The sequence below is a fragment of the Curtobacterium sp. WHRI 8282 genome, assembly GCF_040223925.2.
GTDB lineage: Bacteria > Actinomycetota > Actinomycetes > Actinomycetales > Microbacteriaceae > Curtobacterium > Curtobacterium flaccumfaciens.
Map to the genome: position 1 here is coordinate 460,294 of NZ_JBEHCD020000003.1, position 25,521 is coordinate 485,814.

The window sequence follows — 25,521 nt, forward strand, 5'->3', positions numbered from 1 at the left end:
ACGGCCGGGAGCAGAAGGCATGAGCAGTACAGAGCAGTCCGATCGGCAGACACGTTGGCGCTCGAACCGCGAGCTCATCACCGTCCTCATCCTCTCGATCACCGCGGTCCTCACCGCCTGGTGCGGGTTCCAGGCATCGAAGTGGAGCGGCGAGATGTCGATCGCCTTCAGCCAGGCCTCGACCGCTCGGGTGCAAGCCGCCGACGCGACCTCTGAAGCGCGCGACGCCCGGCAGTGGGACCTCACGATCTGGGTGCAGTGGGTCCTCGCTGATGCACGCAACGACACGGTGCTCAGGGACTACGTCGAGCAACGGTTCACCCCGGAGCTCCAGACCGCGTTCGAGGCATGGCAGACAGACGGGAAAGCAGCGGCCGGACCGTTCGCCGAGCGGTCCTGCGTCCCCGAAGGCACCGCCACCGCTACCACACTCGCCGATCGCGCGGACGGACGGTTCGCCCGGGCGCTCGACATGAACCAGCGTGCGGACAACTACTCCATCCTCACCGTCCTCTTCGCCCTCGTCCTGTTCCTCACGGCCCTGTCCCAACGGGAACTGCGCGAGCGACTGCGAGACGTCCTGTTGATCACAGCCGTCGCTGGCGCGCTCGCCGGCGTCGCTCTGCTCGCCACCTTCCCCGTCAAGCTCTGACCGGCCGGATCGAGGTCCGAGACCGGTGCGGTCGATCGGGAGAACACCTCGTTCGGACGAGGACATCGCTCGGATGAGCGATGAGCGATGAGCGTCACGGCACCAGCACGGCCCTTCGGATGGAAGGCGCCTGAAGCAGAACGACGCTTCTGCGGCGATCCAGCAGCAGGCTGCACTCCTGTCCGATCCGGCCGTGAAGCAGGGGCTGTTCGACCACGACCGGTGTCATCGCGATCGATCTGCTCATCTCCGAAGAGACCCCGACGGGAGCCTGCGACGCCGAGCGCGTGCCTGAGCCCACCTGGGCGGTCACCTGACAGGGGCGACTGACGGACGGGAGGCCCGGTGCCAGCTGGCACCGGGCCTCCCGTCCTTCCGGGTCGCGCTGCAGATCCCCGGTCAGGCGTCCGCAGGAGGGTTGCGACGGAGGTCACGTTTGCTCGACAGATCGATCTGCGTCTGACCTGTTAACGGCTAGCTTCAGCGCACCTGCTGCTGCGTGAGGGGAACGACGTGACGAAGCGACAGATCACGGCAATCGCGGGCCTGCTCCTGCTGGCCATGCTGTTGACGGTCTTGATCGGGGTGTTCGACGCTCGCCGACGTGTAATCGCCGCGGAAGGCAATGACCTCCGGACGGGTCAGAGTGCGTGGGTGACCGCGACGCTCGACGATCTCGAGCGTGCGCGGAGCGCGTTCGAACCAGCGCAGCGCGTCGCGATCGCTCGGGCCATCGCGAAGCGCCCTGCCGTCGTCCTCGCCGATGAGCCCACCGGCGCACTGGACGAAACGACCGAAGACGACGTGCTCGCCCTCTTCGACCGGCTACAGCAAGCAGGAAGCAAGTTCGTGATCGTCACCCACAGTGAGCGCGTTGCACAGCGGTGCGGACGGCAACTCCAGCTGCACCACGAGCAGCTCATCGCGCGCGCAGTACGGTCGCAACTGAAGAACTCGGCGAACATCTCCCGCTTCGCCGCGTGTGAATCGGGCTCGAGCTCGAGCCCCTCCATGTTGAGGTCGGTGCCGAACAGTCGCAGGATCCCAGGACCACTCGGCTCCGCGGTCTCGAGGGACACCGAGAACAGTGTCGGCAACATCTCGCCTGCGGCGATCAGCCGGGCCTCTGCAAACGCCGCACGGTACGTCGCGTCGGTGACGCGGATCACACTGACCGCCCAACTCATGGCGTCCCAGTCGGGCGCGACCATCTCGCCACTCGGTGCATGGAAGAAGTGCACGACGAACGTGTCGCGCTCGCCTTCGGTGCCGTAGTGCCGCTCGTCCACTTCTTCGATCTGCACGAACTCATCGTGTCAGCGTCAGCCGGGGCGTTCGAGGCCGCGGACCAGCCGACGCATGCACGTTCGCCGGTACCATCTCGCCATGGCTGAAGCAGGTCTGCTCGCAGCGAGCATCGCGATCCTGGTGGGTACGGTCGCGATCCTCGTGCATCGCGTGCGGACCCCGGCCTGGGTGCGTGACGCGCAGCTCACCTTGAACGCCAGCCCCGTGACCAGCCTGCTGCTGCTCCTGGTCGGTGCGCTCCTGGTCGCCCTCGTCCTCGCCTTCGGGATCTTCTTGCTCGCCACCAGGCACAGCGTCGTCGGGTGGGCCATGGTCTGTCTCGCTGCGACCGGCATCGCTCACCTCGGGGTGACCGTGTGGATCCGGCGACAGCCGCTCTCGTGATCAGGTGCGGAGCCAGGCCGTGGTCAGCGTGGATGTTCAACGGGAGGACTCCAGGCCGTTCGCGATCTGTAAGGCTCGGGTGATGTCGTGGCCACAGGCTGATCCCCTGGATTCGGACCGTCTCGCCCTGGAACCGCTTGCAGTTGACCACGCAGCCGAGATGCTGACCGCCCTGGCTCCACCAGAGCTCTACCGGTTCACTGGCGGCGAGCCACCAACCCTGGACGAACTGGGCGCACGGTACCGCCGCCAATCCCAGGGCCAGTCTGAGGACGGCAGCGCGGGTTGGCTGAACTGGATCGTCCGTTTTGCCTGCGGCGGACCGGCGATCGGATTCGTGCAGGCCACCCTCGAGCGCAAGGAGGACGGCCTCGTGGCGGACCTCGCCTGGCTGGTCACGCCAGAGGAACAGGGTCGAGGGATCGCCGTCGAGGCAGCAGCAACCGTCGTGACGTGGTTGCGTTCGATCGACGTCCGACACATCAGGGCTTTCATCCATCCCGATCACACCGCCTCGATGCACGTGGCGCGACGGACCGGGCTTGCACCCACGAGCGCTCTGGTCGACGGCGAGCTCCTTTGGGAAGCCTTCTTGCCTACGGCCGCTGAGCACTGATGCTGTCCGGTAGCCGATCCGTCAGCGAGACAGGTTGCTATGCCAGCGATGACCGGAGTGCGGCTGCTTGGGCCGCGGCGAGACCTTGCTCGGCTAAGGCGAGAAGAGCGGTGTCGTGTCCGCGTCGGAGCTCGACCGCTTGACGGAAGTCCTCGATTGCTCGGTCCGCGCGGCCGGCGGCGAGCAACGCCTTCGCTCGGTGTTGCCGCATGACGGCCTCCCGGCCGGTTCCAGCGCACTCCGCAACGAAGCCGACCGCCTCTACCGGATCGCGATCGATCACCGCGACTGCAAATGCTGGAACCGGCCCGCAGTTCCTAGCAACCCCGCAACCCATCCGCGCGCCTCGGGCTGCGAGATGTGAGTGATCGGCGTCGCCCTACCGAGCCCTGCCCTGTGCGAGCGTTCATGGCTTCACGGACCGCTCATACGCTTTGCTTGGCGTGATCCGCCGTGAGGGACGTGGCGGAGCGAGGGGACTTCTGGTGCGTCTGAGCCGACTGTTTACGCCGACTCGTCTTGTGATCGTCGCCGCCACCGTTGTGGCGGCGCTGATGGGGGCTGTCCTCACCGCGCCAGGGGAGCTGGCCGCTGCGGACACTGCTCCGGGAGCTCAGTTCATCGCGTCAACGGGGCGGATCCTGGACACCCGGAACGGCACGGGCGGCTACAAGACCGCCATGCCGGCGAACACGTGGCGAACCGTGCAGGTGACCGGGAAGGCAGGAGTGCCGTCATCTTCTTCGGTAACTGCTGTGGCACTGAACCTGACCGAGGTCAGTCCGAGCGGCCTGGGGCAGGTTTCAGTGCGCCCGAACGCGAATACTGCCGCGACCCTGGTCGGCACTTTCGATGGCGGTGACCTGGGGACCACGTCAAACCAGGCGGATGTTGCCGTGAACAGTGACGGCACGATCCAGGTGGAGACCAACGCGTCCACCCAGCTCGTGGCCGATGTCGAGGGGTACTACTCCACCGAATCGTCGGCCGCCGGTGGGTACGTTCCGATTGCAGGGAAGCGGTACGTCGGCGATCAAGCCATCGCGGCGAACGGCAACTACACCGTGCAGATCACTGGCGTGAACGGCATTCCATCCAATGCCACTGCCGTGGTCGCGGACTTCGTGGTGAAGAACAAGGGGACGGATCAGGGTTACATCACCCCAGGTCCCGCGGGGTCAGGTGTCCCGACGACTTCACTGAGCTACCCGGGTGTGGCGAACGTGGCAACTGCGATCAGCGCACATGTGCAGTTGAGCGCTGACGGGAAGCTCGAGGTGTGGAACCGCAACGGGACCGCCATCGCGGTCAACATCGACATCGAGGGCTACTTCGTCCCGGGAACGTCAACTGCTGGGTCATTCACGCCGGGCTCCGGGCGCGCCTACGACACGCGGGTGAAGCCGCACGTTTCCGTCCCGAAGGGCAAGACGATCACCGTTTCTGTGGGTGGCACCCATGGGGTACCGAGCACGGCGGATGGTTTGTCGTCGGTTGTCGTCGACCTCATCGCTATCCACGGTTCGACCGACACTGCTGGCTTCGCCCGCGCCTGGGCTGACGGTACGGCGGAACCGAACATCTCGGACGTTGAGTACGCCCCGAACTCGATCCGCTCGAACACCAACACCGTCCCGGTCGGGCTGGACGGCGCAATCGAGATCCACAACCTCGGAACAGCTTCCGTTGATTTCGTCGTCGACATCGAGGGCTGGTATGGCGGGGGTGCTTCGACGATGTGCGCGAACGACACCGACTCGATCCTCGGGGAAGCAGCGGACACCACGACGCCGACCGTCGGTGCCTCCGAAGGCGACCCAGTTCTCTCAGCGGTGCTGACCAATTCGCTTGCCGGACGGGTGAACGGCCAGATCTTCGTAGTCGATTCAGCGGGGAAGGCTGTTGACGGCTCGCCCACCGCTACCGAGACAGTCGACAACGGGTCGACTATCACCTTCCACTTGCCTGCCGAGTACATCCAGTCCGGATCGAAGTACACGTGGTGGGTGCACGCGTACCAAGATGACACCTGCGCGGCGCAGGCCACGTCTGCCAAACACACATTCGTTGTCGGCACCCCTTCTCCGACGGCCGCGCCTGCGACGCAGACGATGACGGTCACCGGCGACACGCTGACCACGGCAACGGCACCCGACGGGCAGCAGGACTGCGGGGGAGCACCGTGCAACCTCACTACCGGCGCTATCGCGCTTGGTATGGACGGACAGAACGCCGACCACATCACCGCCCTGCATGCCGACCTTGGCGCACTCCCGACGGGCGCAACGATCACGTCGGCGTCCTTGAACCTCACTGCGAATGGGTGCTTCGGCGATTCCTGCTCGAGCGGAACGCTCTCCGTCGCGCAAGCGACACAGGATGTTGGCGCGGCGACAACCGGACTCGACATCGCTGCGACCCCGGCCGACAGCCCGTTGACGTTCCCTGAGTCGGCCTCGACCACGAGCTACGACATCACCACCATCGTCAACGACTGGTACGACAGCAATGGCGCCGGCAACTTCGGTGCGGTGCTCTCGGAGTCGAACACCGCAAGCGGCGCAACCGGTGAGAACTACTACGGGTCTGCATCGGCAGTGTCGCCGGCATCAATCTCCATCACGTACGTGCCTGCGTCTGTTCCAGGAGCGACGCGTGCACTGAAGGTGACAAGCGGTGACGGCGGAGTGATCGCAGCGTGGGCTCCTCCGACCAGCGCCGGTTGGTATGACACCACCGGCGCGACCGACGGTGTGAGCTCGTACACAGCGTCCGTCCTCAACTCCGCCGGAACACTTGTTTCCAAGAAGACCGTGTTCAAGCCTCGTGCCGTGTTCACCGGTCTGACGAACGGGAACGCCTACACGGTCAGTGTGGTCGCCAACAATCCCGCCGGTTCTGGGCAACCGACCGTCTCCGGCAGTGCCACGCCAGTCGCCGTCACCAACGGGCCCTCTGTATACGCCACCGCTGTCAAGAACCTCGTGGACGCCGAAAGCAAACTCGCCTCGGGCAGCGAGGCAAGCACGTCCGATGCGCTCAGCGGCGCATCAGCAGCATCTGTAGTGACCCCAGCGCTCGGCGTGCTCAGCACCGGATACCTCGACCAGTACGACACCGAGTCGGCGAATGATCAGCAGGACACGAACGACGTCACCAAACTCACCGATCTGCTCGCGATCCCAACCGCTACCGGGGTGACATTGTTCGCAACCGCCACAGAGACGTACACGACCGTGGACACGAGCAGCGGCTCAGCGGAAAACGTGGACGGGCAATCGGACGACGACGGCGCCTACCTCTTCACGTTGGACGGCACGAACCCCACCCTGCGTGGATACGCCGACCAGGACGCCCTTGTGGAGCCGGTGACAACGAGCTCAGACGACAGTGCCGAAGACGCAGCCGGGTGGGCAGCCAGTGGGGATCCGGATCTCAGCTCCGTATCGACTACCGACTATCAAGGGCCAAAGGGCGGCAGCATCGTCGCTGGTGTTGCCAGAACTCGCACCATGGTGACTGCTGCACGCGGCGCGACTGGACCGACGGTGGACGTCGCCGGCGTCGCTGCATGGGCGTTGAAGTACTCGAAGGAGGATAAGTCCACCAACTGGTTCAGCCCGGACTGCACCAACTTCGTGTCTCGAGCACTGCACTGGGGCGGATTCGCCAACATGGTGAACAACGAGATGACCCAGCACATCTCTCACGACTCCAACCGGTGGTTCATCGACCGAGCATTCGGTCGGAATGCGTTCTACTCGATGTCCTGGGGCCACCAGCCGGAGAACTACAACTTCCAGCTGAGCCACGGGGCAGTGAGCGTCGGTAGGAGCAGCGTGAAGCCGGGATACATCGCATACGTAGCCTTCAAGGGTGGCGGTAAGAGCGGAATCGACCACGCCGCGATCGTGACGAAGGTCACAGCAGGCAATATCTATGTGTCGCAGCACTCGAAGAACAAGACCAATGAGCCGGTTTACGGCAGAGGCCAGACGTGGGCAGGACTTGACCCGCACATGAGTGGCCCTTACTGGGTGAACCCCTATGGGATTTAATATGAAAGCATCGATCAATTTGGTCCGAGCGGTGTCTCTTGCCGGGATCGCGATGTTCTCGCTCTCGGCGCTCGTCGGGTGCGCAGCATCCGACTCGCCGTCAGATGCGGGAGGGGAGCCATCCGACGCATCGCAGGTTAACGTGCGCGACGCGGTCATCGACGGACTCAAGAATGCTGATGAGAGTCAGTTCGTCACCGCTGTGAGCAAAGCAAACCGACCTGCAGCGGAGGTCGCCTGGTCAAACTGTAAATTGGTTATTGGGAAGCCAGCGAAAGTCACCTACGACGATGGGGTCGATCCGAGCATCATCGGTGTAATCTTGCACCCGAATGACCGCGCTCTCAAGCGATGCTGGGTGACACTCAGCTGGACGAAGGGCCAAGGCTGGGACGTCACGGCAGAGCTCACCCTCAAGGACGGATAGCCAACCTCACGTCCCTGGCCGACCGACGGCTCACGTTCGGCTGCCGCGGAACCGCGGTGGGAGGTTCCGGGCCCTGACGTGAGCTGACTGGGCCCGCTAGTGCTGCATCGACTGACCTCCAGCTCTGGAGCATGCTCGTCCCCGTGATTGTGGTCGTCCTCATCGCGGGGGTCACATCTGGGCTGTTCGCGCTCTCAACCAACCCGGTGGGAGACATCGCTGACGGCACGTGCATCGAGGTCGACATGAGTAGGCTACGGGCTTCAAGCCCACGCAGGCCGCGTCGGGCGGTGCCCTCTGACACCCCGTACCACCGCCGCACTTGATTCAATGGCAGCGCGAAACCGTCCTGCTGATCTAGCCCGATGAGCAGCATGAGCCTCTCCGACTGGTCCAACGACACGTCATAGCCGTCCGCCCAGTACGAGTAGGGCAGCTTGAAGTAGTTCCCGTCCGCAGCCTTCCGCGGCCGCGTATACGCGGCCTTGCTACCGGACTCATTGAGGAGCAGGTACTGCATGCTGTTGCCGCGCGTTGACGCTCGATCAGGTCGAGCGAAGTGAGCTTCGAGACAACCTTGGACCGCCGTGACTTCGCCGCCGCTCCCGTTGCAGCGTCCTCCAAACGGAGGAGGTCCACCCAACGCCACCAGCATCAACATCCAGGGCCAGCAAACAAGGCGAGGACGGCGGTGCCGATGATGAGGAACGACAGCAGTCCAGACAGCAGATACTTCGTGGCCCGGGAGAACTGCACTACCTCGTTCACCTTTTCCGCCGCTGCGAGACGACCGCATACACGATGGCTGGGACGATCAGCGGGACGCCAACCCACGGCACCCAGGGGAGCACCCCAACACCCATCGTCATCCCTCCCGTCCGCCACGTCGGCAGTACCGAACTTCAATCAACCTCGCGAGTAACGCCGCGCGGTGCGGTGCGAGATGCTGCCCGTAAGCCGGTCCTTCCACGGACCTCGGTGTCCAACTCGGAACTGGACGATCCGCGAGCAGACTCGTGTCGCACATAGGTGGTCCGCTCATCGTCGCAATGAGGGAGCCCTATGCGGACGACCCAACGACACCCGCCGGAACGACAGAAGCCCACCGAGATCCTCGGCGGGCTTCTGTCGTCGTGTCAGACACGTTTCGGTCGGGCTGACAGGATTTGAACCTGCGACCCCTTGACCCCCAGTCAAGTGCGCTACCAAGCTGCGCCACAGCCCGCGAGTTCCGGAGAACTCAGGATCCCGGAGGATCCTCGCCCACGTCCGACCGGAGCGCGAGCGACCGGTCCAGCATAGCGGACGTCAGACCCCCTCCGTGCCACGGCGAGTCGGAGCAACGCGACCCGAACGACACGCTCAGCCCGGCCGCACCACCTCGCGCCGCGCCGCCAGCCACGGCAACCCGAGCCCGACGAGCAACCCGCCGGACCCGTCCGCAGCCAGGTCCCCGATCGTGTCGTCGTACCCGACGAAGATCTTCGAGTCGACGAAGTTGTGCCCGAGCCACTCCCCCATCTCCCAGACCGCCCCGACCGCGAGTCCCGCACACAGCGCGAGCACCGCGACGACCACCCGGCGCTCGGCGTGCGGGGGCGGTACCGCCCGCAGATCGGCACCGATGACGTAGAGCACCGCCGCGAGCAGCCCCGTCAGCACGACGTGCATGAACTTGTCCCACAGGAAGACGGTTGTGTACCACTCGAGCACGCTCGACCACCCGGCGAGGAGCACGAGCACGCACACCGCCACGTCGAAGGCCGGCCGCAACCCGACCATCCGCGGCACCACGACGCCGAGCAGCGCCAGCGCCATGACCGGGAACGCCGTCCCGCCCCACCCGACACTCGCCACGACGACGCTCACGAGTGTCAACGCCCGCACCACGTCGGCCGCCAGGAACCGCGGCCGCAGGAACGTCGGTCCGAGCGTGGCGATCACGACGCCCACCGCACGACCGCGTGCACGGCAGCGTGGTCGGACGGCCACACGCCGCCCGGCCGCCGCACGTCGACAGCGACGCGGTCCACCTCCGCCTCGGAGGTCACGAGCACCCCGTCGATCCGCCGGCCACCGACGCGCGGACTCCCGTAGTGCGGGTACGTCCCGTAGGGCTCACCCACCTGCCTGGAGGCCCGCCCCCAGCTGTCCTCGACCCCCGCCTCCGCCAGGGCTCGCCATGGTGCGGAACCGGCGGGGCTGTTCCAGTCGGCCATGACCACGGCGGGCAGGCCGCGCTGCCGGACGATCCGGCCGAGCAGCTCGGCGGACCGCAGTCGGGCCCACGGCGAGGCGACGTCGAGGTGGGTGGCGACGGCCAGGAACCTGATGCCGGTCGCGCGGTCGTCGACGACGGCTCCGATGGCGTGCCGGGGGAAGGACGTGGCCCACGACCGCGAGCCGGGGCGGTGGGGCATGCGGGAGAGCGCCCAGGTGCGGCGCTCGACGACGTCGAGGCGGGAACGGTCGAGGAACAGGCCGACCTGTTCGCCACCGCCGCGCGTTCCCCGCCCGGCCAGGACGGGCTCCCAACCGGACCCGAGGCCGGACGTCAGGTCGTCTGCCTGCGTGGGCAGGGCCTCCTGGACGGCGAGGACGGTGGGCGCTTCGGACGTGACGAGCGCGAGCACAGCGTCGCGGCGACGATCCCAGGCGTCCGGGTGGATCGGCTGTCGCGGCACTCGGCGACGCACGTTGAGCGTCATGCAGTGCACCTCGGGCGACCGGACCGGTCCGATGAGCGGGCGGTCGTCGGGGTGGTGGGGCATGCCTCCCTTCTACGAGACGACACCCGTCGGATTCCCAGGGACCTCTCCGTCTGGCTCGTAGGGTGGCTCGATGCGTTCTCGTTCCACCCCTCGCTTCCTGTTCGCGATCGCGGTCTCCGGGCTGCTGCTCGGAGCCGCCGGGTGCACGTCGAGCGGACCGGACACGAGCCGCCCGACCCTGGCGAAGGCCTCGGCTGACACCGTCACGGTGGCCGACGCTGGGGACGCCGCCGCCCGGTCCGTCCGCGTCAGCAAGGCCCTGTTCGCGAGCGCTCCCGGAGCGGTCGTCGCCCGGGCCGGCGACACCGACGGGATCCGTGGTGCGGCGAAGGCAGCGGCGAGCGCCCACGTCCCGGTGCTGCTGACGACCAAGGACACGAGCACTGCCGTCGCCCGCGAGCTCGACCGGCTCGGTGCCGACTGGTACCAGGCCGAGGGTGACGTGTCGGTCGACACGGACGTCGAACAGCGGCAGGCGCCGGACGGCGGTGACGCGCCGGAGCCGAACCGGGCCTCCCGGCAGGCGACCGTGGTGGTGGCGGACGCGAGTGCGGACGCTGCCGCCGTGGCGACCGCGAAGGCCGCCGGCGCCCGCGTCGTGACCATGCCGGAGGGCGTGACCGACCCGGCTGCCGCAGCCGACGTGGTGACGGCGCTGCACGAGCGGGCGAAGCACCCGACCGTCCTGGTCGGCGCGGCGTTCGACGCCCTGCCGGATCCGGAGTGGACGGTCCGGGCTGCCGAGGGTGGGTTCCAGCTGCGGAACGGCGGCCAGCGGCCGTTCGACGGGCACCGGTACGTCGCGCTGTACGGGGCTCCCGGAGCGCCGGCGCTGGGCGTGCTCGGCGAGCAGGGGCCGAAGCAGACCGTGCAGCGCGCCGAGCAGGTCGAGAAGCCCTACCGGGCCGAGTCCGACGAGCTCGTGACGCCCGCGATGGAGGTCATCGCGACCGTCGCCGCCGGGGACGCCGGCGCCGACGGCGACTACTCGACGGAGCTGCCGGTGTCGACGCTCGAGCCTTACGTCGACGCCGCGCACGACGCGGACATGCCGGTCATCATCGACCTGCAGCCCGGACGGTCGGACTTCCTGTCGCAGGCCAAGAAGTACGAGGCGCTGCTGAAGAAGCCCGGCGTGTGGCTGGCGCTCGACCCGGAGTGGCGGCTGACGAAGGACCAGGTGCCGCTCAAGCAGATCGGGAGTGTCTCGGCGTCCGAGGTGAACGAGGTCTCCTCGTGGCTGGCTGCGCTGGTGCAGAAGGAGGGGCTGCCGCCGAAGGCCCTGGTGCTGCACCAGTTCCGGCTGTCGATGATCCAGGACCGCTCCGCACTGCAGACCCACCCGGAGCTCGACATGCTCGTGCACGTCGACGGGCAGGGGTCGCAGCCGGACAAGCAGGCGACGTGGAAGGCACTGCACCAGGGCGCGCCGGAGGGGCTGCACTGGGGCTGGAAGAACTTCTATGACGAGGACACGCCCATGCTGACGCCCGCGCAGACCATGCAGGACGTGCAGCCGACGCCGTCGTTGGTCACGTACCAGTAAGCGCGCCCCGTCGCGTTGTCCACAGATAGGAGGCTCGGGTCGGGTTTCGTCGGTCGGTGCTGACAGCATGGGGGCATGTCTGGTCTTGGTGTCGGGTCCACCGCGTCGTCTTCCGTCTCCCCCTCTGCGGACATCGCCGCCGAGGCGCAGCAGGCGCTCGCTGCGCTCACCGGGCGCCCCGACGCGGTGTTCCACCCCGGCCAGCTCGAGGCGATCTCGGCGCTGGTCGAGCACCGGCAGCGCGCCCTCGTCGTGCAGCGCACCGGGTGGGGCAAATCCGCGGTGTACTTCCTCGCGACGCTGCTGCTGCGCCGACGCGGGGGCGGCCCGACCGTCCTGGTGTCGCCGCTGCTCGCCCTGATGCGCGACCAGGTCGCTGCCGCCGCCCGGGCCGGTGTCCGTGCGGTGTCGATCAACTCCGCGAACGCCCACGAGTGGGGCGAGACCCAGGCCGCCCTCGCCCGTGACGAGGTCGACGTGCTCCTCGTCTCCCCCGAGCGACTGAACAACCCGAAGTTCCGCGACGAGCAGATGCCGACCCTGATCGCCCGGATGGGCATGCTCGTGGTCGACGAAGCGCACTGCATCTCGGACTGGGGCCACGACTTCCGGCCGGACTACCGTCGACTGGCCGAGCTCATCCGGTCGCTCCCCCACGGCGTCCCCGTCCTGGCGACCACCGCGACGGCCAACGAGCGCGTGGTCGAGGACGTCGCCGAACAGCTCACCGCCGGTCCGGCCGACCCGGTGTTCACCATCCGCGGGTCCCTGGCTCGCAAGTCCCTGCGCCTCGGCGTGCTGACGCTGCCCGATGCCCGGCAGCGGCTCGGCTGGCTCCTCGCGCACCTCGGCGACCTGCCCGGCAGCGGCATCATCTACACGCTGACCGTCTCGGCGGCCGAGGACATCGCACGGCTGCTGCGCGACAACGGGTACGCCGTCCGTGCCTACACGGGGCGCACCGACACCGACGAGCGCGAACAGCTCGAACAGCAGCTCAAGGGCAACGAGCTGAAGGCCCTGGTCGCCACGAGCGCGCTCGGCATGGGGTTCGACAAGCCCGACCTCGGGTTCGTCGTGCACGTCGGGGCTCCTTCGTCGCCCGTCGCCTACTACCAGCAGATCGGTCGTGCGGGTCGTGCGACCGACAACGCCGACGTCCTGCTCCTGCCCGGGCGTGAGGACCGCGAGATCTGGCAGTACTTCGCCAGCGCCTCGATGCCGACCGAGGCCCGCGCCGCCGCCGTGCTCGGCGCCCTGTCCACCGACACCGCGATGTCGACCGTGGCGCTCGAGGGCCTGGTCGACATCAAGCGTTCCACCCTCGAACTCCTGCTCAAGGTGCTCGACGTCGACGGCGCCGTCCGACGTGTCACCGGCGGCTGGGTGTCGACCGGGCAGCCGTGGGAGTACGACGCGCCCCGGTACGAGCGGGTCGCAGCGGCCCGTGCTGCCGAGGCCGCGTCGATGCTCGACTACGAGTCCACCTCGGCCTGCCGCATGCAGCTGCTGCAGCAGGACCTCGACGACCCCTCGGCCGAGCCCTGCGGCCGGTGCGACAACTGCGCAGGGGCGTGGTTCCCGACCGACGTGTCCGACACCGACTCGTCCGGGGCGGCGGCCGCGCTCGACAAGGTCGGCGTCGAGATCGCCCCGCGTGCCCAGTGGCCCTCGGGGATGTCGTCGCTCGGGGTCTCGGTGCGGGGCAAGATCGGCGCGGACGAGCTCGTGCAGCCCGGCCGTGCGGTGGCGCGTCTGACCGACCTCGGCTGGGGCGGTCCCCTGCGCGCACTCTTCTCGATGTCCACCCCCGATGCCCCGATCTCGCGCGAGCTCGTCGACGGTTGCGTCCGGGCGCTCAAGGACTGGCCGTGGGAGACCCGGCCGACCGGTGTCGCGGCGATGTCCTCGCGGTCGCGGCCCGAGCTCGTGGGGTCCCTCGCCCAGGCGCTGTCCACGATCGGGCGGCTGCAGTTCCTCGGCACGCTCGGCCGCGCTGGCGGGACCCCTCGGGGCGACGGTGCGACGAACAGCGCCTACCGACTGTCCGGCGTGTGGGACACCTTCGTGGTCGATCCATCGCTCGCCGCAGCCCTGCAGGCGCACGAGGGCCCGGTGCTGCTCGTCGACGACCTGGTCGACAGCCGGTGGACGATGACCGTGGCCGGCCGGGAGCTCCGGCGCGCCGGGGCCTCCGCCGTGCTCCCCTTCGCCCTGGCCACGGTCGCGTAGCCCGGTCGCGCCGCCCCTGCACCTGTTTTGCGACAGTCCACGTGTCGATCGACGCGTGTTCTGTCGCGGTGCCGGCCCACCCGCGTGAGCGTCGACGCCGAACGACATCACCGACGTCGTACGACACCGACATCGTCGCTCCCGAGCGTGCGCAACAACCCGCGCCCGCAAGAAGCGACACCACCGACGTCGTACGACACCGTCATCGTCGCTCGGCGTCGGTACCCGCCCGCCGGAGCCCTAACGCCGCGCGGGCTTCGGGAACGTCGCCCGCATGTGGTCGCTCGTCAGCACGTCGCCGATGCCGACCATGAGCACCGAGAACAGGATCTGCTCGATGACCATCCAGAACGGGTAGAGCCCGGGGATCGCCGCGACGATCAGGGTCACGATCGGGAAGATCCGGCTGAACAACCGCAGCCGCTGGTACGCCCAGTAGTACCCGAGCTGCGCCCGCCAGGCGAACACGTAGAGCGTCAGGGTGATGAGCAGCACCACGGTGGACCGGAACCACACCGCCCACGACAGGGACTCCCCCGCGCGGGTCAGCAGCACGGCGACCACGATGGCGGTGAGCCCGACGACGGTCTCCGCGACGAGCAGCCACCGGATCCACCGGAACGAGCGGACGGTGTCGGGGTGTCCGAGCATGTCCTCGCGGATCACGTACCCGGACTGCCGGCCTCCGGCCAACCGGTCGAGCCGAAGACGGCACCACACGCGGTCGGCGAGCACACCGAGTCCGTCGTTCTGCTGCGTCACCAGTACATCGTGCCCCATCCCGGCGGCGGCAGCGGACGCGGCACAGCCACGAGCACCGATGCGGAACGACACTGTCGAGGTCGGACGACCACGACGGTGTCGTTCGGCGTCGGCACGGCACGGCACGGCCCAAGCGCGCCCCGCTCAATCCGACGGGACGAGTGCCGAGCCGCCCAGCACGGTGCCGGTGTCGGCGTCGAGCAGGACCAGGGAACGGACCTCGTCGGGCAGTGACCACGGATCGCTGAGCACGACGGTCAGTCCCTGTTCGACCCCGGCGGCCTGGAACAGGTCGTAGGACTCCCCGGCAGGCGTCCACACCGGCTTCGAACCACCGCGCACCGTCCCCGCGGACAGTACGACGTCGACGGGGCCGTCCCCGCCGGTCTCCAGGTGGTCGATCTCCACCGCGACGGTCTCGTCACTCGTGTTCGCGGCGATCCGGACGTGCCCGGAGGCCGCAGCCCCGATGCCGACGATGTCACCGGACACCGGCGGGACGCGGCGCCACCACGGGTCGATGGGCGAACCGTCGACCGGACGGACGGGTTCGGGCTCGATCGGTTCCTCGAGGGCGTTGGACGGCTGCAGTCGGACGTCGGGCGACTGCGCCGGCTCGGAGGGCACGGGGTCGGCACGGGTGACCGTGTCGCCGTCGTCGGACGTGTGCGAGATCGTCCAGAGGGACACCGAACCCACGACGACCACACCGACGAGGACGCCCACCAGGGCGAGCCGACGTCGGTCCGCTGCCCACGGCCCGGTACCCACGCCCCCATGATGCCGCACCGGCGTGCCGGACCGACTGCGGGCCTCCAGGCCGAACACGAACGCAGAACGCGCCCCGACGGATCGAGGCGCGTTCTGCGTGACGGGTGGGACGGCTCAGCGCTTCCGGCGCTCGCGCACCCGCATGTTGACGTTGATCGGCGTGCCGGAGAAGCCCCAGACCTCGCGGAGGCGACGCGTGATGAAGCGCCGGTACTGCGGGTCGAGGAACGCCGACGTGAAGAGCACGAAGGTCGGCGGCTGGCTCGACGCTTGGGTCCCGAACAGGATGCGGGGCTGCTTGCCGCCGCGCACGGGGTGGGGGTGTTCCTGCACGAGCTCGGCGATGAAGGCGTTGACCTTGCCGGTCGGGATGCGGGTGTCCCACGACTCGAGGGCTGTCTCGAGCGCCGGCACGAGCTTCTCGAGGTGGCGGCCGGTACGGGCGGAGATGTTCACGCGCGGAGCCCAGGCGACGTGCGCCAGGTCCTGCTCGATCTCACGCTCCAGGTAACGGCGTCGCTCGTCGTCGAGCAGGTCCCACTTGTTGTAGGCCAGCACGAGGGCACGGCCGGACTCGAGGACGAGGTCGATGATGCGGAGGTCCTGCACGGAGACCGGCTCGGTGACGTCGAGGACGACGACGGCGACCTCGGCCTTCTCGAGCGCAGCGGTGGTGCGGAGCGAGGCGTAGAAGTCGGCGCCCTGCTGCATGTGCACGCGCTTGCGGATGCCGGCGGTGTCGACGAAGCGCCACACCTTGCCGCCGAGCTCGATCTGCTCGTCCACCGGGTCGCGGGTGGTGCCGGCGATGTCGTTCACGACGACCCGCTCTTCACCGGCGGCCTTGTTGAGCAGCGAGCTCTTGCCGACGTTCGGGCGGCCGAGGATGGCCACGCGGCGGGGGCCGCCGACCTCCTGCTTGGCGACGGCCGAGGTGTCGGGCAGCGTCTTGATGATCAGGTCGAGCAGGTCCGCGACGCCGCGGCCGTGCAGGGCCGACACCGGGTGCGGCTCGCCGAGCCCCAGGTTCCAGAGTTCGTAGGCGTCGAGTTCACGGCGCTCGTCGTCGGCCTTGTTCGCGACGACGATGACGGGGCGGTCGGTGCCGCGGAGCATCTTGACGACGTGCTCGTCGGTGGCCGTGATCCCGACCGTGACGTCCACGACGAACAGCACGGCGTCGGCGAGGTCGATCGCGACCTCGGCCTGCGCGGCGACCGAGGCGTTGATGCCCTCGGCGCCGGGCTCCCAGCCGCCGGTGTCGACGAGGGTGAAGCGCTTGTCGTTCCAGTCGGCCTTGTAGCTGACACGGTCGCGGGTGACGCCGGGGACGTCCTGCACGACGGCTTCACGACGACCGAGGATGCGGTTCACGAGCGCGGACTTGCCGACGTTCGGGCGGCCGACGATCGCGAGCACCGGGTAGGCGGGCAGGTAGTGGACGCCGTCCTCGCCGACCTGACCGGCCTCGAGCAGGGCGAGGTCTTCGTCCTCGAGGTCGTACTCCTCGAGTCCGGCGCGGAGCGCGGTCGCGCGCTGCTCGGCCTCGGCCTCGTCGAGTCCGGCGAGCCGCTCGCCGAGGGCGTCGTCGTACTGGGGGAAGTCGTCGTTGTCCGGGTTGTCCAGCTGAGCCATCTTGGGTTCCTCGCGAGCGGCCGGGGCCGCGGTGTCGGTGGCCGTTGCCGGCCGGGCCGGGGGTCCGGCCGTGGTGGACCGTCCCGCCGAGGCGGTCCGGTCTGCGTCAGTGCGTGATCGGCCCGCCGAGGCGGTCCGGTCTGCGTCAGTGCGTGGCCGCGCGGGCCAGGTCGACGACCGCCTGCACGGTCTGGTCGAAGTCGAGGTCGGTGGAGTCGAGCGTCGTGACGCCGTCGGCGGCGTTCATGAAGTCGACGACCTTCGCGTCCGCCGCGTCGCGACGAGCGAGTGCTGCGGAGGTCTCGGCGGCCGACTGGGTCGTGACCTCTGCCGAGCGTCGGGCCATTCTAACGGACTCGTCGGCCGTCAGCAGGATCCGGACCTCGGCGTCGGGTGCGACGACCGTGGTGATGTCCCGGCCCTCGGTGATGATGCCCGGGGCGTCGGTCTTCCGCATCACGTTCCGGAACAGCTGGACCAGGCGCTTCCGGACGTCCGGGAGCTTGGCGATGTGGGCGACCGCGCCGGTGACGTCGGGGGTGCGGATGGCCTCGGTCACGTCGGTCTCCCCCACCTTGACGTAGTAGTCGTCGGGGTCGGTGCCGATGGCGTAGTCGAAGGTGTCCCAGCTCGCGAGGATCGCCGCGGCGTCGTCGAGGTCGACCCGCTGCTGCAGGGCGTGCCACGCGAGTGCACGGTAGGCGGCGCCGGTGTCCTGGTAGCCGTAGCCCAGGGCGCGGGCTGCCGCACGGGAGACGCTCGACTTGCCGCTGCCGGCGGGGCCGTCGACCGCGATGACGATCTTCGCCACGTAGGCGCCGTCGGCCAGGCCGGACGGCATCGGGGCGCTGGTCGAACCGGGCTCCCCGCCGGGTTCGCCGAGGCCGCCGGCCGGGCCACCGAGGGGGCCACCCTCAGCGCCACCGCGCGCCCCGTCACCAGGAGTCGGCGTCGGCGTCGGCAGGCCGGAGTCGGGTCCGTCGGTCCCACCGGCCGGAGCGCGTCCACTGATCACGCCGGAGTCGTTCGTGTCGTCGTTCAGGCCCATGCTGCTGCGATCCTCCATCCGCGCCCCTCGAGTTCCTCGACGAGTCGCTGTTCCTGCTCGGGCAGCACCGACACCTCGACGATGCCGATCTGTGCGCCCGGTGAGTGCTCGAGGCGCATGTCCTCGAGGTTGATGCCGATCTCCCCGATGAACGTCAGGAGTGCGGCGATCTGCCCGGGGGTGTCGTCGACCAGGACGACCACCTGGGCGAAGCGCTTGGTGGTGCCGTGCTTGCCGGGGAGCCGTTCGACCCCGCGGTTGCCGTCGGCGATCGTCTCGGCGATGGTGCGCGGCGATCCGGCACCGTCCGGGTCGCCGAGCGCGTCGATCACGCGGGACAGGTCGTCGCGCAGGTCGGTGAGCACCGGCCGGATGTGCCCGGCGTTCGCCCCGATGATCTGCACCCAGAGCCCGGGGTCGCTCGCGGCGATCCGGGTGACGTCGCGCACACCGCCGCCGGCCAGGCCGAGCGACCCGTCGGGGGCGTCCCGCAGGCGCGAGGCCATCAGCGTCGACACGAGCTGCGGCGCGTGCGAGACGTACGCGACGGCGAGGTCGTGCGACTCCGGGTCCATCGGCACGACGGTGGCGCCGACGTCGAGCGCGAGGTCCTCAACCACCGCGGCACGCTGGTACGTGATGCCGTCGTGCCCCGCGATCACCCACGGGCGACCGACGAACAGGTCGGCGCGGGCGGCGGTCGGACCACTGCGCTCGCGTCCGGCCATCGGGTGCGACCCGATGTAGCGGGAGACGTCGGCCCCGGCCGCCACCAGGGCGGCGAGCGGCCCGGACTTCACGCTGGCGACGTCCGTCACCACGGCGTCGGGGTGGGCGGCGAGCTCGCGCTCCACCACGGTCGCGACGACGTCCGGCGGTACCGCGACGACGACGAGCTCCGGTTGGTCGCCGGCAGCCGGTCGACGCCCGGCGCCGTAGTCCACGGCGAGCGCCAGCGCGGCGGGCGAGACGTCGTCGAGGACGACGTCCACACCCTTCTCGCGCAGGGCGAGACCGATCGAGGCGCCGAGCAACCCGGCACCGACGACCCGGACCGGGCCGCGCAGACGGCGGTCGATGTCGGTCGGGGTCACGTCGGTCACCGGGCAAGCCTACCGATCGACGCTCGGGCATCGGTCGATGCCCGAGCGTCGGGTTCGGTCAGTCCGCCGACTCGTCCTCGTACTCGTCGTCGTCCTGGTCGAGGGCGACGTCGCGGTCGTCACGAGCGGACGGCTTCGCGTCACGGACGGTGCTGAGCAGCTTGCCCACCTCGACCGTGCCGAGCTCGCGCATCTTGCCCGGCGGCAGGCTGCCCAGGTGCAGCGGTCCGAACGACCGGCGGACGAGTTCGAGGACCGGGTGGTCGACGGCCTCGAGCATGCGACGGACGATGCGGTTGCGGCCGGAGTGCAGCGTGATCTCGACGAGCGACTCACCCCGCGAGGACTCGAGCAACCGCACCTTGTCGGCCTTGATCGGACCGTCCTCGAGCTCGACGCCCTCGGTCAGGCGCTGCACCACGGCGGGGTTCACGTTGCCGTGGACCTTCGCGATGTACGTCTTCTGCACGCCGAACGACGGGTGCGCCAGCACGTGTGCCAGGTCGCCGTCGTTCGTCAGGACGAGCAGTCCGGAGGTCTCGGTGTCGAGACGGCCGACGTTGAACAGGCGCTCCTCGTAGCGGTCCACGAACTCGGTCAGGTCGCGGCGACCGCGCTCGTCCTGCAGGCTCGAGACGACACCGGTCGGCTTGTTCAGCACGATGTAGCGCCGCGACGAGTCGATCTGCACCGGCACGCCGTCGACGCTGATCGCGTCCTTCTCGGGGTCGACGCGACGCCCGAGGGCGTCCACGACCTCGCCGTTGACCGTCACGCGGCCCTCGACGATCAGGTTCTCCGCGACCCGGCGGGATGCCACGCCGGCAGCGGCGATCACCTTCTGCAGGCGCTCACCCTCTGCCTGGAGGCTCGGCTCGGCCCCGGCAGGAGCCGTTCCGTCCGCCGCGTCCCAGTCCTCGATGATGGGCCGTTCGGGCGTGCCCTCGGCCGGGTTGCCCCGGTCGTCGCGCTGCCCGCTCGGCTTCGGCGTGGTGCGGTCGCTGTTGCGGACACTCGTGGTGCCGCCGACGTAGCGGCGGCCGTTGTGCCAGACGCGGCTCTGCTGGCCGTCCGGGGTGCGGCGGTCATCACGCGGCGCGGCGCTGCCACGGTCGTCACGGCCGCGGTACCCACCACGGTCATCGCGCGGGGCCGAAGCACCACGGTCATCACGGCCGCGGTACCCACCACGGTCGTCACGCGGAGCCGAGCTGCGGTCGTCACGGCCGCGGTACCCACCACGCTCATCCCGCGGGGCGGAGCTGCGGTCGTCACGGCCGCGGTACCCACCACGGTCATCGCGCGGAGCGGAGTTGCCGCGGTAGCCACCACGGTCGCCGGCACCGGATCGGTCATCGCGACCCCGGTAGCCGCCACGGTCGTCGCGCGGAGCCGAAGCACCACGGTCGTCACGGCCGCGGTACCCACCACGGTCGTCGCGCGGTGCGGAGCTCCCGCGGTCGTCGCGACCCCGGTACCCACCACGGTCGTCACGCGGAGCCGAGCCACGGTAGCCACCACGGTCGTCACGCGGAGCCGAAGCCCCACGGTCGTCGCGGCCGCGGTACCCACCGCGGTCGTCACGCGGAGCCGAGTTGCCGCGGTAGCCACCACGGTCACCGCCACCGGATCGGTCATCGCGACCGCGGTACCCACCACGGTCGTCACGCGGAGCCGAGTTGCCGCGGTAGCCACCACGGTCGCCACCGCGGTCGTCGCGCGGCGCGGAAGCCCCTCGGTCGTCACGGCCCCGGTAGCCACCACGGTCGTCACGCGGAGCGGAGGCACCCCGGTAGCCACCACGGTCTCCGCCACCGGAACGGTCGTCACGACCCCGGTAGCCACCACGGTCGTCACGCGGAGCCGAGGCCCCGCGGTACCCGCCGCGGTCGTCACGCGAGGGGTACCCGCCACGGCGGTCGTCGTCACGCGGCGGGCGTGCGCCCCCGCGGTCGTCGCGACCGTACCCGCCGGAGCGGCCACCGGCACTGGAACCGGCCCCGCCGCGTCCGCCGGCCGGGCGGCCGGAGCGATCCGGGCCTCCTGAGCGTCCGTTGCGGTCGTCTCGGTCTCGGGGCGCGCCGCGCCCCCGGTCGTCAAACCCTGCCATCGGGGATCCCTTCGTTCTGCTCGAAGCCGTCCGCACCGTCGTCCAGGAGGGGCGAGATGAGCGGCAGCTCGTCGAGCGAGTTGATGCCGAGCTGCTGCAGGAGCAGGTCGGACGTGACGTAGTTGATGGCGCCGGTCTCGGCGTCGGTGAACGACTCCTCGATGAGGCCGCGTGCCACCAGGGTTCGGACGACGCCGTCGACGTTGACGGCGCGGATCGCAGCGATCTGCGAGCGGGTGATCGGCTGCTTGTAGGCGACGACCGCCAGGGTCTCGAGTGCGGCCTGCGACAGCCGCGAGGGGCGCTCGGCCTCGACGAACTGCTCGACCACGGGGTCCAGGTCGGCGCGGACGTAGAAGCGCCAGCCGCCACCGACCTCGCGCAGTTCGAAGCCACGGCGGATCGTGCCGTCGACGCCGTCGAAGTCGGCGACCAGGCGGTCGATCGCCTGGCGGACGGCAGGGACGGGCGACCCGACGGCAGCGCCGAGGGCGACGAGCGACTGCGGCTGGTCGGCGATCATCAGGATGGCCTCGAGCTGGCGGTCGATGGGGATGGTCGGGTGGGCCTGCGATGCGGTGCGCTCGTGGATCTCGCGCTCGATCGCGCGGGCGTCGGCCATCTCGTCGGCGCCGCCGGGTTCGGCGCTGGACGTGTCGTGCACGTCATCCGTCATAGTCGGCTCCCAGGTTCGCGAGGCTCTCGTCGGACCAGTCCTCGGCGGTCCACCGCAGTGTCAGCTCCCCGAGCGGCTCGAGCTGCTCGAACGAGATCGACGCGTTCCGGTACAGCTCGAGGATCGCGAGGAAGCGAGCCACCACGATACCCGTCTGGTCGACGCCCGCGACCAGTTCACGGAACGAGACGCCCTCACCATCACGGGTGCGGAGGATCGAGACGACGATCGCGGCCTGTTCGCGGATGCTGATGAGCGGGGCGTGCAGGTGGTCGAGGCCGACGGTCGGGATCTCCCGCGGGGCGAAGGCCAGCGCGGCCAGCGCGGCGAAGTCCTGCACCGACAGGGTCCACACGAGCTCCGGCGTCCGCGCGCGGAACCGCTCCTCGAGCCGGACGCTGCGGACGTGCCGTCGCGACTCGACGCCCCAGCGCTCCCCGAACCAGTCGGCGGCCTGCTTGAACGCCCGGTACTGCAGCAGTCGGGCGAACAGCAGGTCGCGGGCCTCGAGCAGAGCGACGTCCTCGGCGTCCACGAGCTCACCCTGGGGCAGCAGCCCGACGATCTTCAGGTCGAGCAGGGTCGCCGCGACGACCAGGAACTCGCTGGCCTCGTCGAGCTCGTCGGCGGACTCGGCCTGCCGGACGTACTGGATGAACTCCCCCGTCACGGCACCGAGCGACACCTCGGTGATGTCGAGCTCGTGCTTCGTGATGAGCGACAGCAGGAGGTCGAACGGTCCGTCGAAGTTGGCGAGCCGGACCCGGAACCCCGCGTCAGGCGACGGCGCCACGCTGGACGAGCTCTCGTGCGAGCTGCCGGTAGGCGTGGGCGGCAGGGTGGTCCGGCGCGGTCTGCGTGATCGGGCGTGCGGACACCGTGGCGTCCGGGAACTTCACGGTGCGGCCGATGACGGTGTCGAGCACACGGTCGTCGAAGGTGTCGACGACCCGCTCCATGACCTCGCGGGAGTGCAGTGTGCGCGAGTCGTACATGGTCGCCAGGATGCCGTCGAGCTTGAGCGCCGGGTTGAGGCGGTCGCGCACCTTGTCGATCGTCTCGATGAGCAGGGCGACACCGCGGAGCGCGAAGAACTCGCACTCGAGCGGGATGAGCACGCCGTGCGCCGCGGTCAGGGCGTTCACGGTGAGCAGGCCGAGCGACGGCTGGCAGTCGACCAGGATCACGTCGTAGTCGTTCGCGACCTTGCGCAGCACGCTCGCCAGGATCTGCTCGCGGGCGACCTCGTTGACCAGGTGCACCTCGGCCGCGGACAGGTCGATGTTCGCCGGGATGACGTCGAGGCCGGGGGTGTTCGTCGGCTGGATGACCTGGTTCGGGTCCTTCACGGCACCCATCAGCAGGTCGTACACGGTGTGGATGTCGTGCGTCCGGACCCCGAGTCCGGCGGACAGCGCGCCCTGCGGGTCGAAGTCGACGGCCAGGACCTTGCGGCCGTACTCGGCGAGCGCGGCGCCCAGGTTGATGGCCGTCGTGGTCTTGCCCACGCCGCCCTTCTGGTTGCAGAGCGCGATGATGCGGGCGGGTCCGGTGCTGTCGAGCTCCTCGGGCACGGGGAAGTCCCGGACGGGACGCCCCGTCGGACCGTGGGTGGTCGCGCCGGTGGGGTTGGTCGTCGGGTTCGGGCTCACCCCGTCATCGTACCGGCGACCTCGGGCTGGGCCGGGTCGCACCGCCGCGGGAGCGCTGCGCTGCTGGCTGGCAGCCCGGCCACGGGCGCTGCTGCTGCGCTGTTGCTGCTGCTGCGCTGTTGCTGTTGCTCGTCAGGCAGCGCGCAGGGCGACGCGCATGCTGTCGACCCGCTCGGCGATCACGGGGTCGGCCGACCACCGCTGCTGCAGCCGGCCGACGAGCTCGCCGACCTGCTCTCGGTCGAGCCCCGGGTGCAGCGCCAGGCCCACCGTCAGCTCCGGCCCGGCGAACCGGCCGACCGGGTCACCCGGCGCGAGTTCGACACGGGCGACGCTCGACTCACCCGCGACCGAGGCGGCGAAGGCGCGGGCCACCTCGGGGTCCTCGAAGCACGGGGCCCACGGCAGGTCCTGCCCGAGCGCCCACACCGCCGGACGACGCAGCACGAACTCGGTCGGCGACTTCGGGTCGAGCACGACGAGCTGGGTGTCCTCGCTCGCAGCGGCCATCGCCACACGGCGGGACTCCACCGGCACCGGACGCGCGTCCGGGTCCCACGCGTGCATGGCGTCGACCGAGGTGAACGCCGGCATCACGCTGCGACCGTCCGGACCGGCGACCGTCACGATCGAGAGTTCCTGGGTCTTGTCGACGAGCTTGCCCTCGTCGGTCTCCCCCACGTCGCCGGCCTCGGCGATGAGCGGGATGAGCAGACGGGCGGTGCGGAGTGCCTCGACGATCGCCGCCTGGGAGGCACCGCCGGCGATCGCACCGATCGCGGCGACCACCGCGGGGTCGGCGAGTCCGTCGTCCTCGGCGAACGCGGTGTCGTGGTGGTCGAACGTGCGGCCTTCCCACGAGAAGCCCGCCGAGTCCGCGGCCCCGCCGGGCGTGTGCGCGTCGTCGGCGTCGGGCCCGGTGCCACGGCCGTTCGAGATGCCCGCCACGGCGTTACTCGGAGGCGATGTCGAGTGCGGCAGGCAGCGTGAACGCCCCGGAGTACAGCGCCTTGCCGATGATCGCGCCCTCGAGCCCGTACGGCACGAGTTCGCGGAGCGCACGGAGGTCGTCGAGCGTGGAGATCCCGCCCGAGGCCACCACGGGCTGGTCGGTCCGGTCGCACACCTGGCGGAGCAGTTCGACGTTCGGCCCCTGCAGCGTGCCGTCCTTGGTGACGTCGGTCACCACGTAGCGGGCGCACCCGGCGGCTTCCAGCCGGTCGAGCACCTCCCACAGGTCACCGGCGTCCTCGGTCCACCCACGGCTCGACAGCGTGGTGCCGCGGACGTCCAGCCCGACGGCGATCTGCTCGCCGTACTCACCGATCACACGGGCGGCCCAGTCCGGGTTCTCGAGCGCCGCGGTGCCGAGGTTCACGCGCGCCGCACCGGTCGCCAGCGCCGCTTCGAGCGAGGCGTCGTCACGGATGCCGCCGGACAGCTCGACGGAGACGCCCTCGACCTCGCGGACGGCGTGCGCGATCACCCGGCGGTTGTCGCCACGGCCGAAGGCCGCGTCGAGGTCGACGAGGTGGATCCACTCGGCGCCCTGATCACGCCAGGTCCGGGCAGCGGCGACGGGGTCGCCGTAGCCGGTCTCGCTCCCCGCCTCGCCCTGGGTGAGTCGCACGGCCTGTCCGTCGACGACGTCGACCGCCGGCAGCAGGACGAGGGGCGGGGTGTCGGTGAGGTCGGTCATGGTCCTGTCGGTTTCGTTGCGGTGGAGAAGGGGCTGCGGACGGCCGGGAGGCCCGGTGCGCGTCCGGCACG

22 protein-coding genes and 1 tRNA gene are annotated in these 25,521 nt (G+C 69.6%); 9 read left to right on the plus strand and 14 right to left on the minus strand.

Features of this window, described 5'->3' with window-relative positions; translation table 11 throughout:
* Positions 1-19 precede the first annotated feature (19 nt).
* From ABRP24_RS13075 to ABRP24_RS13105, 7 genes are all read left to right on the plus strand, one after another.
* On the plus strand, positions 20-652 hold the full coding sequence (locus ABRP24_RS13075) for a hypothetical protein (RefSeq protein WP_349847824.1): 633 nt from the start codon (positions 20-22) through the stop codon (positions 650-652).
* A gap of 513 nt (positions 653-1,165) precedes the next feature.
* Positions 1,166-1,927 (plus strand): hypothetical protein, encoded by a 762-nt coding sequence (locus ABRP24_RS13080; RefSeq protein WP_349847825.1) that lies wholly within the window; start codon positions 1,166-1,168, stop codon positions 1,925-1,927.
* Positions 1,928-2,038: 111 nt separating this feature from the next.
* On the plus strand, positions 2,039-2,344 hold the full coding sequence (locus tag ABRP24_RS13085; protein WP_301582228.1) for a hypothetical protein: 306 nt from the start codon (positions 2,039-2,041) through the stop codon (positions 2,342-2,344).
* Between the two features lie 82 nt (positions 2,345-2,426).
* Positions 2,427-2,960 (plus strand): GNAT family N-acetyltransferase, encoded by a 534-nt coding sequence (locus ABRP24_RS13090; protein WP_035807881.1) that lies wholly within the window; start codon positions 2,427-2,429, stop codon positions 2,958-2,960.
* 115 nt (positions 2,961-3,075) lie between these two features.
* Positions 3,076-3,324, plus strand: a complete 249-nt coding sequence (locus ABRP24_RS13095) for a hypothetical protein (protein WP_155896739.1) — start codon at positions 3,076-3,078, stop codon at positions 3,322-3,324.
* A gap of 79 nt (positions 3,325-3,403) precedes the next feature.
* Positions 3,404-7,018: an amidase domain-containing protein gene (locus tag ABRP24_RS13100; protein ID WP_349847826.1), complete on the plus strand. Its 3,615-nt coding sequence runs from the start codon at positions 3,404-3,406 to the stop codon at positions 7,016-7,018.
* A 1-nt stretch (position 7,019) separates the two neighbouring features.
* Positions 7,020-7,445 (plus strand): hypothetical protein, encoded by a 426-nt coding sequence (locus ABRP24_RS13105; RefSeq protein ID WP_349847827.1) that lies wholly within the window; start codon positions 7,020-7,022, stop codon positions 7,443-7,445.
* Positions 7,446-8,596: 1,151 nt separating this feature from the next.
* Here the strand turns inward: ABRP24_RS13105 and ABRP24_RS13110 are convergent.
* The 3 genes from ABRP24_RS13110 to ABRP24_RS13120 form a co-directional block, all read right to left on the minus strand.
* Positions 8,597-8,670 (minus strand) — tRNA-Pro (locus tag ABRP24_RS13110).
* A 137-nt stretch (positions 8,671-8,807) separates the two neighbouring features.
* Positions 8,808-9,389 carry a hypothetical protein gene (locus ABRP24_RS13115; RefSeq protein WP_349847828.1) on the minus strand — a complete coding sequence of 194 codons (582 nt, stop codon included), beginning with the start codon at positions 9,387-9,389 and terminating at the stop codon, positions 8,808-8,810.
* Positions 9,386-10,216: an endonuclease/exonuclease/phosphatase family protein gene (locus ABRP24_RS13120; protein ID WP_349847829.1), complete on the minus strand. Its 831-nt coding sequence runs from the start codon at positions 10,214-10,216 to the stop codon at positions 9,386-9,388. The genes ABRP24_RS13115 and ABRP24_RS13120 overlap by 4 nt, the downstream gene beginning before the upstream one ends.
* 70 nt (positions 10,217-10,286) lie before the next feature.
* Between ABRP24_RS13120 and ABRP24_RS13125 the strand changes: the two genes are divergently transcribed.
* Both ABRP24_RS13125 and ABRP24_RS13130 read left to right on the plus strand, forming a co-directional pair.
* Positions 10,287-11,762, plus strand: coding sequence for a hypothetical protein (locus tag ABRP24_RS13125; RefSeq protein WP_349847830.1), 1,476 nt, complete (start codon positions 10,287-10,289; stop codon positions 11,760-11,762).
* Positions 11,763-11,837: 75 nt separating this feature from the next.
* A complete protein-coding gene (locus ABRP24_RS13130) occupies positions 11,838-13,994 on the plus strand; it encodes a RecQ family ATP-dependent DNA helicase (protein WP_349847831.1) in 2,157 nt (718 codons plus the stop codon).
* A 240-nt stretch (positions 13,995-14,234) separates the two neighbouring features.
* Here ABRP24_RS13130 and ABRP24_RS13135 read toward each other — a convergent pair whose 3' ends face one another.
* The 11 genes from ABRP24_RS13135 to priA form a co-directional block, all read right to left on the minus strand.
* Complete coding sequence (locus ABRP24_RS13135; protein WP_071244988.1) at positions 14,235-14,756, minus strand: hypothetical protein; 522 nt, start codon at positions 14,754-14,756, stop codon at positions 14,235-14,237.
* 144 nt (positions 14,757-14,900) lie between these two features.
* On the minus strand, positions 14,901-15,527 hold the full coding sequence (locus tag ABRP24_RS13140) for a hypothetical protein (RefSeq protein WP_349847832.1): 627 nt from the start codon (positions 15,525-15,527) through the stop codon (positions 14,901-14,903).
* 114 nt (positions 15,528-15,641) lie between these two features.
* Entirely contained in the window at positions 15,642-17,162 is a 1,521-nt protein-coding gene (der, locus tag ABRP24_RS13145; RefSeq protein ID WP_027464783.1) for a ribosome biogenesis GTPase Der, read from the minus strand.
* Between the two features lie 145 nt (positions 17,163-17,307).
* Entirely contained in the window at positions 17,308-18,003 is a 696-nt protein-coding gene (gene cmk, locus ABRP24_RS13150; protein WP_051596569.1) for a (d)CMP kinase, read from the minus strand.
* A gap of 197 nt (positions 18,004-18,200) precedes the next feature.
* Positions 18,201-19,313, minus strand: coding sequence for a prephenate dehydrogenase (locus tag ABRP24_RS13155; RefSeq protein ID WP_051596539.1), 1,113 nt, complete (start codon positions 19,311-19,313; stop codon positions 18,201-18,203).
* A gap of 58 nt (positions 19,314-19,371) precedes the next feature.
* Complete coding sequence (locus ABRP24_RS13160; RefSeq protein ID WP_231495626.1) at positions 19,372-20,160, minus strand: pseudouridine synthase; 789 nt, start codon at positions 20,158-20,160, stop codon at positions 19,372-19,374.
* A gap of 1,249 nt (positions 20,161-21,409) precedes the next feature.
* On the minus strand, positions 21,410-22,099 hold the full coding sequence (scpB, locus tag ABRP24_RS13165; protein WP_232749807.1) for an SMC-Scp complex subunit ScpB: 690 nt from the start codon (positions 22,097-22,099) through the stop codon (positions 21,410-21,412).
* Positions 22,089-22,892 carry a ScpA family protein gene (locus ABRP24_RS13170; RefSeq protein ID WP_171907825.1) on the minus strand — a complete coding sequence of 268 codons (804 nt, stop codon included), beginning with the start codon at positions 22,890-22,892 and terminating at the stop codon, positions 22,089-22,091. Before ABRP24_RS13170 ends, scpB begins: the two co-directional genes overlap by 11 nt.
* Complete coding sequence (locus ABRP24_RS13175; protein ID WP_017885900.1) at positions 22,876-23,751, minus strand: ParA family protein; 876 nt, start codon at positions 23,749-23,751, stop codon at positions 22,876-22,878. Before ABRP24_RS13175 ends, ABRP24_RS13170 begins: the two co-directional genes overlap by 17 nt.
* 132 nt (positions 23,752-23,883) lie before the next feature.
* Entirely contained in the window at positions 23,884-24,699 is an 816-nt protein-coding gene (locus ABRP24_RS13180) for an SseB family protein (protein ID WP_349847833.1), read from the minus strand.
* A gap of 4 nt (positions 24,700-24,703) precedes the next feature.
* Complete coding sequence (gene priA, locus ABRP24_RS13185; RefSeq protein WP_017885902.1) at positions 24,704-25,450, minus strand: bifunctional 1-(5-phosphoribosyl)-5-((5-phosphoribosylamino)methylideneamino)imidazole-4-carboxamide isomerase/phosphoribosylanthranilate isomerase PriA; 747 nt, start codon at positions 25,448-25,450, stop codon at positions 24,704-24,706.
* Positions 25,451-25,521 lie beyond the last annotated feature (71 nt).